At 46.2% G+C, this 11,549-nt stretch carries 9 protein-coding genes; 3 read left to right on the plus strand and 6 right to left on the minus strand.

Features of this window, described 5'->3' with window-relative positions; genetic code table 11:
- Positions 1 to 38: 38 nt before the first annotated feature.
- The gene (locus RIE73_RS09510) at positions 39 to 2,861 is read right to left on the minus strand and encodes a WG repeat-containing protein (RefSeq protein WP_446400960.1); all 2,823 of its coding nucleotides are present in this window, start codon (positions 2,859 to 2,861) and stop codon (positions 39 to 41) included.
- A gap of 165 nt (positions 2,862 to 3,026) precedes the next feature.
- Positions 3,027 to 4,151: a CapA family protein gene (locus RIE73_RS09515; protein ID WP_446400961.1), complete on the minus strand. Its 1,125-nt coding sequence runs from the start codon at positions 4,149 to 4,151 to the stop codon at positions 3,027 to 3,029.
- A 109-nt stretch (positions 4,152 to 4,260) separates the two neighbouring features.
- Here RIE73_RS09515 and RIE73_RS09520 point away from each other — a divergent pair, with 109 nt between their 5' ends.
- The gene (locus RIE73_RS09520; RefSeq protein WP_446400962.1) at positions 4,261 to 4,677 is read left to right on the plus strand and encodes a hypothetical protein; all 417 of its coding nucleotides are present in this window, start codon (positions 4,261 to 4,263) and stop codon (positions 4,675 to 4,677) included.
- 357 nt (positions 4,678 to 5,034) lie between these two features.
- On the opposite strand, the gene RIE73_RS09525 is transcribed toward RIE73_RS09520, so the two are convergent.
- From RIE73_RS09525 to RIE73_RS09540, 4 genes are all read right to left on the minus strand, one after another.
- A complete protein-coding gene (locus tag RIE73_RS09525; protein ID WP_446400963.1) occupies positions 5,035 to 5,259 on the minus strand; it encodes a hypothetical protein in 225 nt (74 codons plus the stop codon).
- 71 nt (positions 5,260 to 5,330) lie between these two features.
- Positions 5,331 to 6,248: a tetratricopeptide repeat protein gene (locus RIE73_RS09530; protein WP_446400964.1), complete on the minus strand. Its 918-nt coding sequence runs from the start codon at positions 6,246 to 6,248 to the stop codon at positions 5,331 to 5,333.
- A gap of 386 nt (positions 6,249 to 6,634) precedes the next feature.
- Entirely contained in the window at positions 6,635 to 7,963 is a 1,329-nt protein-coding gene (locus RIE73_RS09535; RefSeq protein ID WP_446400965.1) for a DUF1822 family protein, read from the minus strand.
- Entirely contained in the window at positions 7,960 to 9,369 is a 1,410-nt protein-coding gene (locus RIE73_RS09540) for a hypothetical protein (RefSeq protein ID WP_446400966.1), read from the minus strand. Before RIE73_RS09540 ends, RIE73_RS09535 begins: the two co-directional genes overlap by 4 nt.
- A 476-nt stretch (positions 9,370 to 9,845) precedes the next feature.
- On the opposite strand from RIE73_RS09540, the gene RIE73_RS09545 reads away from it, so the two are divergent.
- The gene (locus RIE73_RS09545; protein WP_446400967.1) at positions 9,846 to 10,412 is read left to right on the plus strand and encodes a zeta toxin family protein; all 567 of its coding nucleotides are present in this window, start codon (positions 9,846 to 9,848) and stop codon (positions 10,410 to 10,412) included.
- A 1-nt stretch (position 10,413) separates the two neighbouring features.
- Complete coding sequence (locus RIE73_RS09550; RefSeq protein WP_446400968.1) at positions 10,414 to 10,602, plus strand: hypothetical protein; 189 nt, start codon at positions 10,414 to 10,416, stop codon at positions 10,600 to 10,602.
- Positions 10,603 to 11,549 lie beyond the last annotated feature (947 nt).

Raw genomic sequence — 11,549 nt, forward strand, 5'->3', positions numbered from 1 at the left:
CCAGCCTTAAGTTGACACGGGCGCACGTCGGTGCGCCCCTACGATTTGTCAAAGAGATTGCGAATATAACCCCATCGTTTACCCATCTGAATGGGGGCTAATCCGTCACTAAAAGACCTGACTTGATCAAATTCTGGTGAAATGACCTGTTCGCCCTTTTTATTGATATACCCCCAAAACGATCCAATTTTGACGGCGGCTAATTCCTGGGAAAAGGGTTGCGCTGCGTCAAATTGTGGCTCAATAACCAATTCTCCAGTAGAGTTAATATAGCCCCAGCGATCGCCTAATTGCACCGGGGCAAGTCCTTGGGCAAATGACCCCGCCGCGTCAAAGTTCGCGGGAATCACCAGTTGACCGCTTGAGTCACAATATCCGTATTTACCCGCGAGTTGTACCGCCGCTAATCCTTCGGAGAACAATTCCGCCTGATCAAACTGAGTCGGAATTACCCATTGACCAATTTTATCGATATAACCCCATTGATCTTCAACCTTCACCGCCGCTAACCCTTCACTGAACCGAGTCGTCTGATCAAACTGAGGGGAAATTACGGATTGACCGGATAAATCGATATACCCATACCGACTACCAACTTTCACTCGCGCTAATCCTTCGGCAAACTGATCTGCCTGATCAAATTCTAAACGAGTGATCAGGTGTCCCGTTTTGTCAATATAGCCATACTTGTATCCCATTCGCACTCGCGCCCGTTCCTCCTGAAACGAATCCAGCCAATCAAATTCAGGCTGAGTAACGAGATTCCCAAAGCGGTCAATATAACGATATTCAGCCCCAACCCGGCGATGGGTAAACCCTTGTGCCTTCACTTGTGCAGTGTTGAAGGGAACCGATTGGGCATAGACGTGCGATCGCAAGGCTTTGGCTAAGGTATCATTATCCTGGCGCAAGCCCTCGTAAAAAAATAACACCTCCCCGGCTAAACCGCGATCGCGATTGTACTCAATTGCCTGGACTAAATCCTGGGAACTGATGCGATACGACCCACTTTTAATCAGGATTCCGGGTATCACTGTAGACAATTGTACCGGGCTTAATTGGTCATTCACCAACCGATCAACAAGCTGTTTATAACTGGCAAAATCTCGGCGATAGAATTGGGGATGCATCATATCTATTAATCCCTGATCCGCCCAGGCTTGGTTATCCTGTAAATATTCCTGGAATCCCCAAGGATAGGGACTCGGTGCGATAGAAATTATCAGTTCTGGATTAATCGTCACTACCTGTCGGTATAGACGAGTCAGGAAATCCGTTAGCAAATCTGCCCGCCATTGTAGCCATTGGGCGTCTTTTGGGTTTCTAGGTGGTTCCTGGTTGAACTGTTGAATATAGCGTTGTACTGTTTGGCTATCATACCCCCCTTCAGATGGCAGGGCGGGTAAACGGTCATCCCCCTGAATTCCAGCAATATCGTAATTTTGGATAACTTCTAGGATAAGTCCGATGATAAAATTCTGCACCTGGGGGTCAAACGCATTTAGCCATTCAAAGTTATTTTTGGTGAGTAAATTGCCTTGACGATCCCGCGCCGCCCAATCGGGTTTTTGGGCAAGTAGGCGTCCACCCTTTTGATTATAGGAACAAGCAAAGCCATATTCAAACCAGGGAATTACCGCTAATCCTACGTTCTTCGCCGCTTGAATCAGTTCGGCGAGGGGATCTCGCCCAGTAAAGCGGGGATCAATTTCCAGTCCCATGGTATCTCGCATTAGGCGACTGGGATAAAGCGTCGCCCCATTATTCCAAACCACCGGAAAAACCAGATTAAATCCAGTGTTGGCAAGGAAATCCATCGCCTCAGCCATGTTTTTTGGGGAAGAAAAGACTTGGCTATCGGTAGTCGTTAGCCAAACGCCTCGGATTTCGGGTGAGAGGAATCGATTTTGCTGTTGTGTTATATCATGTTCCTTTAAATCGTTATTATTTCCTTCCACCTTGCCACCTTTTTCCTTCCCTTCTGCCCTCTGCCCTCTGCCTTCTGCCTTCTGAGCGTTTGTCGTCAGCGCTTTAGCGCTTCTGGCACTAAAGTGCCTACTACGAACCCAGCTTAAGTCAACGCCATTTTGCTGCAATCTTACTAATGCAATTCCTTCGGAAAATGGTTCAGCTTCATCCAGTTGCGGATCAACAACAAACGTTCCAGCTTGATCAATATATCCCCATTTATTGCCCAGTTTAACCCTCGCCCGTTCTTGGGTAAAGGAATCCGCCTGATCGAATAACGGTTCAATCGCGATGATATCCCAACCCGGAATATACTGTCGGGGAACGCCAGGGAGTTTTAACGCCCGACTAATCAGTGCAGCCACTTCGCCGCGTGTCGCATTGCGATTCGGGTGTAGGTGTCTGACATCTGGATAATTAACCACTAAAAACTGACGGGTTGCGGTTGCGATCGCGCCTCGTGCATAATTGGGAATAGCCGCCGTATCATCGTAATATTGTTGGAGAATTGGGTTAGGATTCGGGTCACGGTCATACTGTAACCCACTGACTAATGCAACCAGCGCTTGTACACGGGGAATGGGTTGATTGGGGCGAAAGGTTCCATTCGGATAACCGGAGAAAAATCCAGCACGGGTAACCGTTTGAATCGCGGAATTTGCCCAGTGATTGGCGGGTACATCGCGAAAGTTGATGGCATCGCGCACTGGGGTAGCCTGGGGAAAAGCTTTATTTAAAATCGCCGCAAATTCAGCCCGGGTAACGGAGTTATTGGGGCGAAAGCTACCATCCGGATAACCACTGATAATTTGGCGGCTAAAAAGCTGATGAATTGAGTCTTTTGCCCAATGGGTTTGGATATCGGCAAAGCTGGAATCGGTGGAGTTCGTCATTTGTCATAAGTGGGTGGACACAATTAAAGTTAACGGTTTAGATTAGGGAACAGGGAACAGGGAACAGGGAACAGTAAGGGTTTGAGGGCGATTTACTTGCACTTAATACAGTACCGTTTTCTTTTGTCCAACTACTTACTCGCTTTCGCGAGAAGCAAGCTACAATTATTCCCACTGTAATTTTAAGGTATTATCGGGGTTCAATTTTACGCGATCGCGAAACTTTTCCCCTTCCCGATTCAAGACATCTCTGAGCCATAGTGTATCCGTTGTTGAGGCTCGGTTTAATCGCATATTTTTGATCTGGGTTGGTGTCATTTGCAAATTAATCAACTTTCCCGTTGCTGGATTCACACTCACGAAATACATTAAGTTTAAATCATCTCGATACTGTTCATAACCGCTGATTCCTTCATAATCAGTGAGCAAGTCACCGCATCCATAAAGAATTAGTTTTTGCCGATAAACTTCTATTCCTTTGACATGATGGGACGAATGTCCGTGAATGATATCCACACCAGCTTGATCAATCAGTTTATGGGCAAACTCTCGTTGTTCACCAGGAACCTGATAACCCCAATTTCCGCCCCAGTGAATCGATGCTACGATGATATCTCTGGGTCGTTTTACGTATCGAATGTTTTCTTTAATCTCAAGGATGGTTTGATCAGAAACATCTGTTAATCGATTAACACCCGGCTGATCATCGGTAGCTGCCCAACTCCGGGGAATACCACTGGTTTTGAAACCCCAGGAAAACACGATAACTCTACCTTTTCCCTCAATTTCCATCACGGCGGGTGCTGCGGCTTCTTTCAGATTGTGTCCTGCGCCCGCACTTTTTATGTTCAGTTTAGTTAAGGTGTCTAAGGTTTCTTGTAACCCTGCATATCCCCAATCAAGGACATGGTTATTTGCCAGAGAACAATAATCGATATGGGCGGCGGTTAAGCAAGGACTATTATCGGGATGCATTCTATAATGGATGAGTTTATCCTGCCAATACTCGTCACTCTTGGTGATACTGGTTTCCAAATTAATCAGTCTCAAATCGGGGGATACTCGCTCGAATTCCTCAAGTGCATCGCCCCAGATGTAAGCGAAGTTAACGGGTTTTTCAATAATACCATTCGTGTTCTCAGCCAGGGTTACATAGTCTCTGGCATCTTTGATGTAGGATTCGTGGAGAACGGGGTTACTAGGGTGAGGTAACACCTGATCAATCCCTCTCCCCGTCATAACATCACCACACAGAAATAGGGTGATAACATTAGACGTATGATTGTCCATAGTAACTTATTTTTTATTGACTCACGTTAAAGCGCGATCGCCAACGACACGCTACACCAATGTTAAACTCAATCTAAGATAAAGAAAGTCGCGATCGCAATTCTGGTTCATGTCATTTACCTATTCTCCCGGAAACCTACCCTTTCAACGCCTGCGCGATGTACGTGGGGCGCTGCTGCAACTGCATAAAGCCCTTCTCCACTCGGAACGCGATAGGTATGAACGGTTTCATGGGCGTATTCGTTCAAAAGGAGAGTTTTTCCAATTAGTTGTCCAAGATGAATGGTTTAGTTGGCTACGCCCTTTCTCTCAATTTATTGTCCAGATTGATGAAGCGTTGAGTGCCAAAGAACCGATAACGTTGCATCAGGCAAATGAACTTTTAGATGAAGCCCGTTCCCTAGTTTCTCCGGATGAAACGGGAACTAATCGAGAACAACGTTATTATCAAGCAATTCAACGTGATCCAAATATTGCGCTGATGCATGCTGATGTGTCAAGATTGCTTTCCAGGAGTAAACGTTAACTCAATAGGGTCTGCTGAATAAGTGTTGTGGTGGGGAGAGGCAACAGGCAACAGGCAACAGGCAACAGGCAACAGTTTCAAGCCTCTGTTGAGGTAAAGTTCGCCGCCTTGGGAGGCGAAAATCCCAGGATATTGGCGTGTAAAGGTGTAAAAACCTTGCACTTGTTGGGGCAAAAATAGCTTGAAGTCCTTACCTGGTGTACCTTCCACACTTGTGCAGCAAGCCCTAAATAGGCTGTTTCCCTGGAAAATATTTGACCCCTCCCTAACCCTCCCCTTGTCAAGGGGAGGGAACTTCTCCCAACTTTTAGATTAACTCCCTGTTCCCTGTTCCCTGTTCCCTGTTCCCTATTCCCGTTAAAACTTGTCTTGATAATAAATTTGGATTAAATTCTCCAATTTCTCGTCAGGACAACATTCAATCAACGCTTCAAATACTTCTAGCAATTTGGCACCACTTTCTCCTAAGGTTGGACTCAATCCCCAAACATCCTGTACCCAGTCTTGAGGACGTTCATCGTCAAATACTAAACGTTCTAGGAGTTGCTTGGCTTCTGTTTTGGAAATCTGTTCTTTTCTCATGGATAATTAGTCATTCGGGACTTATAGTTGGGGACAGTTCCGCAAAAATGGAAAGGAGTGTAACCCCTCAATTATTGGTCAAGTGTTTCCATTTGGTAACGAATAGCTGCAATTCCTTGCTCATTTCCTAATGCTTCAAAAATCGTCAAGGCATCTTGATAAGACGTTTGCGCCATTGCTTCTTTGCCTTGTTGACTGTAGATTATCCCCATATTGTATAAAGCTAGAGCTTGTAACTCAGGGATATTCTCCTCGTTGAAAATGTCTAAGGCTTGCTGGTGAAAGTCTAAAGCTGGGGCATATTCTTTTAAGTTTTGATGGGATAATCCTAGGTAATAAATAACCTCTCCTTCTAAGATGTTTTCGTCCAAGTCTTGATAAATGCTTAGCGCTTCTTGAAGGAAATCGATCGCTTGCTCATTTTGATCTTGAGCGAAATAAAGTTTGCCAATATTACCCAATACAATGCCTTCACTGCGGCGATTATCCACTTCTCGGAAAAGTGTCAGGGACGTTTGGTGCAGATCCAGTGCTTGAGGATATTGTTCTAGACTTGAATAGACTGAACCCATATAATCGAGGATGATCGCTTCTTGGTACGGATCATCGAAGGTTTTGGCTAGGCTTAAGGCTTGTTCGTAAGCGTTTAGTGCATCATCATACTGTTGACGATGCTCATAAATTAGACCAATTTGGGTCAGAGCTATGGTTTCTTCTACGGGGGCTTCGACTTGCTCAAACAGGTTGGATGCTTCCTCTAGTCGATTTAACGCCTCCTGCATTTGACCTTGCTGATACAGATTAATTCCTTCCTCTAGCAACTGTTGGGCTGCACCCAGTTGATTTTGAGGGACTTGGGCTTGTACCTGGGTTGATAGAGATAGGGACAGATTAGGGGATAGGGAAATCGGCGATAGTAATGTTAACAGCAGTGTCGCTGTCGCCAAGCTGAGAGAGTGAAGTCGTTGGGGTAAGGATAAATAGGTCATGAGGCTAAAATTATAGTTTACAGGATCGAGCAGATGACACCATAAAAAAGCAGAAGGCAGAAGCAGAAGCAAAATTTCCAGCTACAGTCTCACCAACCGCCTTGGGTTAAAACCCAAGGAACCAAAAGTTTTATATTCTATTTTAATAGAAACCCCTTTTTTGCCCTGGCGACTAGAAGCCGTGGCGACTAGAAGTCGCAGCTACACAAACAAAGTCCGCCTGCGCGGACTAGCTTATATAGCACTACGCACTCTAGTTAGGACAAATAAAGAAAAATTTAAATCGCTCAATCCCTTGTCAGGTAAGCTTTTTTCTTCAAAGAAAGCCCATTGCCTATTGCCTATTGCCTCTCCCCACCACCAGACTTATTCAGCAGCCCCTAATTCTAGAGATTGAAGCCAAAGGGAGGCAGGATGTGTTCAATATCCGATCCTAAACGGATCGTGACGCCAAACGTCTCTTGCCATGTTCCTACTACACTGGTGAAGAAATAGGAACTATTCGCCTCTAACTCTTGTTGGACTAAAATCTCTGTTTGGTCACTAATCTGTAATGTTAGACCCTCTGGAAAACCCGTTGGTGACTCTGTACCTAAAATTATCAGTAATGCCCATTCGGGGACGGTTGCAGATAAGAGGGGCCACGTTATCGCATACAAGCGCAGGGGGATGTCTGCCACCTGGAGATTACGATACGCGCCCTTGGCTTGAGGCGGAATCTCGACGTTATTGTACTCCAGTTGTTGCACGATCGCATCCAATTCTTCAGTGGCTGATCGGCGCATGGCGGTAGCGGGGGTTAAACTAGGCAGAAGTTGCCAGGAGAGTTCTTGGGCGAGTTCGTCTAATTCATCCTGCAACCAGCGCCCCACATTAATTACGTTTCGGGTGATACGGCTGAGTACATCAGACAGGTAGTTGCGGAGGGTGGGTTGGCTTTGGGGATCGGTTTGCAGTTGATACAGCCAGGTGCGTAACTCTGAACGGGTGAGTACGAGGGTGGCTTGTTCCCAGGTTAAGACTTGCCAGAGTTGAGACGCCGGAGACTGGAGTTGGGGGAGTTTGGTTTCCAGTTGCGATCGCGTCTGGGCAAGTTGCAGGCGGCGATCACTGGGAATCGGGGGGAGGGGAATGGCGCTGGGGGTTAAACAGCGTAATTCTAACAGGAGGTGACTAGGTTCGGTGTCAAAGCAATCGAGGGGGAATGAATACGTCCAATCCTCCTCAGGGGTTAAGCCTAGAGTATCCCGGTGTTCGATGAGTTGGGGATAGGAGACAAACCCTTTAACCACGGCGGTTTCTTCTTCCTCTTGTACATCTACTATGACGTAGAAATGGGGGATGAATTCGGGAATATCGACAACGGTTCGGGGTAAGGATACTTGATCATCCGATAGGCTACCTTGGGCAATCAGACAGAGGTTAAACCCATTGACTTGAAGATGACAAACGGCTTCAATCAGATTTGCTGTCGCCGAGTCGAACAGGGACGTGCGATCGCGATTTACAGTTAAATCAGAACTCCGTTCGGTTAACCATGACTCAAACCCAAATAAGGCTAAAGCATTGAGATAGGTTTGCCATTGGCGTTCCTCATTGGCAATCGGTTGGGCGAGGTGAACGGCTTGTTCAATCGCATCGTCAGACAGGTGGATGGTTTCAATGGCGAAAGCGTCACCATCAAGCCCGGGTTGAGTGGTTGAGTAGAAAGTCATGATATATTACTCCTGTTATCTAGATAATGGCAGAGTCTTTTAGCAAAGAGGCTGCGGGTTTTTTGATGGCGTTCATGGGTAGCCGTACTCGCTTCTGTCGCCGCGTCTTCGATCACCTGGGTTACTTGTTCTGCGATCGCCTCTTGAATCTGGTGATGAACGGTTTGCAGGCGTTGGCGATTGGTATAGCGTTGGGCTTTCTCCAGGATGCGATCGCTTAAATAAACCAGTAATTCTCGTTGAATATCAGCGCGAAGGACCTTCAGTTTCAGTAAACGGCTGACTTGAAATTGTCCTTTATAGTTAAAGTTGCGGGCAATATCGGACATCGATTGTCCTTGACAGTGAAACAGATGCAACGCGGTGAGAAACTGTTGGGCTTTTTGGGCATCTCGGCGCTGTAACTTCCGAGTGCGATCGCCTGTAATTTGGGCGATGGCTTGATCTAAACCCTGAATAAACTGTTGGCGATAGGCGGTTAAAAATTCGCTTTGTGCATCGGGTGTGGGTTCAGAATCGGGGACATCTAGGGGTTCATTTGGCGTTGCATCCAAAGATTCGCTGTTTAACGTCCCACCGCGTACATAAATTCGGTACTCACGCAGTCGAGAGGCGATGAGTTGCAGTTGGCGGAGGAGGGGTTCTGGGCGTAGGGGAGAGGAGAGGCGTTGCGCCATTTGTTGTAATTGTTCGGGGGTGGGGGGGTGACATTTTCCTTTAACTCCAGCGAGACGTTGTTTTAGGCGTTGGCTGCGGTAAACGGCGTGATAAGCATCGAGAAGGTGTTGGGCGCGTTGGATTTCCGATGGGGTTAAGTTGTGAAACTCGGTGAAAATCCGGTGCAGTTGTTTGGGTTTGGTATCATTTAAGATTGCCCAATCACTGACTAAATAAATCCCGTGTTCGAGTAGAAACTGATTTAGGGGTTTATGGTGTTTCACCCGACGGGTAGTCCAAGTAGCGAGGCTGCTTTGTTCGGGGTCAAAACTCTGTAAGATTTCATCAAGGAAGGAGTGGTAGGTGGGAGAATGGCGGCGAGGTTTACCGATGTCTTCATCTAAGACAAAGGGTAATAAATCGGTACTGGTAAAACCATGTTCCGCACCAAACCGACTGGCTAACCCTCGACAAACAGCGTCAATTTGCTGTGACATAAAGCATTTGAGACAAAGTTGAGCCATACTACTCTGATCAGCTTCCTGCATCCAGTACCAGAGTTGACGCTGAACCTGGGTATCCGAGACTTGAGTCTCTGGGGTAAAATCAGGGAATGATTCCAGGAAAAATCCCTTGGCTGTGGTAATTTCCCGGACTTGGCGTCTTCCGGCTGCATCAATCGCGATCGCACTCCAATATCGGGAAGCTGTGTTAGTAGGGATTCTTACGGCGCTCAAATTATTGCTCATCACTCGTGTATCAGGGGCTACGTGGGCGGGGGTATCGTCTCAAGGGTTGTACCTCCATAGTTTAAGGGTTGTTCAGTCGGATCTAACTCTGAGCGGCTAGAGCTTATGCACAACAATTTTCGTAGGGTGCGTTAGCGGAGCGTAACGCACCATCACTCTGGGCGCAAGATGGTGATAATCGGGCATGGCAATGCCATGCCCCTACCACCGTTTATAAATCATTGGTTCGGTAGGGGCACGATAATATCGTGCCCTGATTTAGCGCCCCAGCTCTTAGCCGTAGCCGTAGGGTGAGCCGAAGGGTGGGGTAACGCACCATCAATCAAAGGTGTGATACTGGGCGCAAGATGGTGATAATCGGGCATGGCAATGCCATGCCCCTACCACCGATTAGAGATCATTAATTCGGTAGGGGCATGATAATATCGTGTCCTGATTTAGCTACAGGATAAAACCATTACTACAAACTCAATCTAATGCCTGAACTTTATATAATTGGTGGTGCCAACGGCTCAGGAAAAACCACGACAGCTTTAACCGTATTACCCAACTTTTTAGACGTTTTTGAATATGTTAATGCCGATGCCATTGCTACTGGACTCTCCCCTCTCAATCCCGAATCAGTTGCCATCCAAGCTGGACGCTTAATGGTAGAGCGTTTACGTATTTTATCAGATTCGGGAGCTAACTTCGCCTTTGAAACAACTCTCGCTTCACGTACCTATGCTTCATTCCTAAGAAACTGTAAAACTAAAGACTATACCATTAATCTCATTTATTTCTGGTTAAAATCCCCAGAATTAGCCATCGCAAGAGTGCGGCGGCGGGTGGAGAGTGGAGGACATTCTATTCCGGAAGATGTAATTCGCCGACGCTATGAAAGAGGACGAAAAAACTTGGTTGAGTTGTTTTTGCCTTTGTGTGATGCCTGGAGTATCTATAATAATTCTAGTGAAGTCCCTCAGTTAATTGCTGAATGCGGCATTAACCAGGAACCCGTTATCTATGATCAAGACATTCTTAATCAAATTCTAGGAGGTTAATATGAGTGAACCTAGGTCATTATCAGAGAAAATTGATGCTGGAGTCAAAGCCGCCGTTGCTCAAGCCATTGAAAGACACCGCAGGCTAGGTCAATCGATTAGCATTTGGCGGGATGGAAAAATCGTCACCTTAACAGCCGATGAGATTCCGCCGATGCAGGTAGAAACGCCTATTAAAAAGAATGACTAGCGAATTTTATAGCGTGATAATAGGGCATGGCATTGCCATGCCCCTACCACCGTTTAGAAATCATTGATTCGGTAGGGACACGATATTATCGTGTCCTGATTTAGCGCCCCGGATTATCTTTTTTAATGTATAAATTAGGGCGAATTTTACCAGACATCATATCAAAACCTGTAGGGGCGACCCGCTGCATCAATGAACAACACCCATCCTCTCAACTTTATCGGGTCGCCCTGTGTTTAAACCTAAGACGGGTTAATAGAACAGGTGCAAATAGATTAACCTATTTCCGTTAAAGTTTGTCGCCAGAGCGTGATAATCGGGCATGGCAATGCCATGCCCCTACCACCGTTTAGAGATCATTAATTCGGTAGGGGCACGATATTATCGTGTCCTGATTTAGCGTCCCGGATTATCTTTTTTAATGTATAAATTAGGGCGGATTTTACCAGACATCATATCAAAACCTGTAGGGGCGACCCGCTGCATAAATGAACAACATTCATCCTCTCAATTTTATCGGGTCGCCCTTTACCAAATTGGGTTGGGTTGTCTTCTCCTGAATCAGGGCGGATTTCGTTGTTCATTTATTGGTGGGGCGGGCGGGTTTCGTTGTTCTTTCGTTGTTCATTTATCGGTGGGGAGGGCGGGTTTTGTTGTTCATTGATTGGTCACGCCTTAAATTTAATCCCTAAACCCGCCCCTACAAATGATTGATGACAAATAAATTCATATCAGGTTCTGATGCTTGCCTAGAATCACAAGGCTATAAAAATAAAGGTTTCAATCATTTTTATTAAGACTATTTTACCCGAAATAATATAACCTACTGTAGGGGCGACCCGCTGCATCAATCAACAACACCTGTCCTCTCAATTTTATCGGGTCGCCCTTTACCAAATTGGGTTGTCTTATGTAAACCCGGACAGGTTTCGTTGTTCATTTATCGG

It is taken from the genome of Coleofasciculus sp. C1-SOL-03 (assembly GCF_040220555.1).
GTDB lineage: Bacteria > Cyanobacteriota > Cyanobacteriia > Cyanobacteriales > Coleofasciculaceae > Coleofasciculus.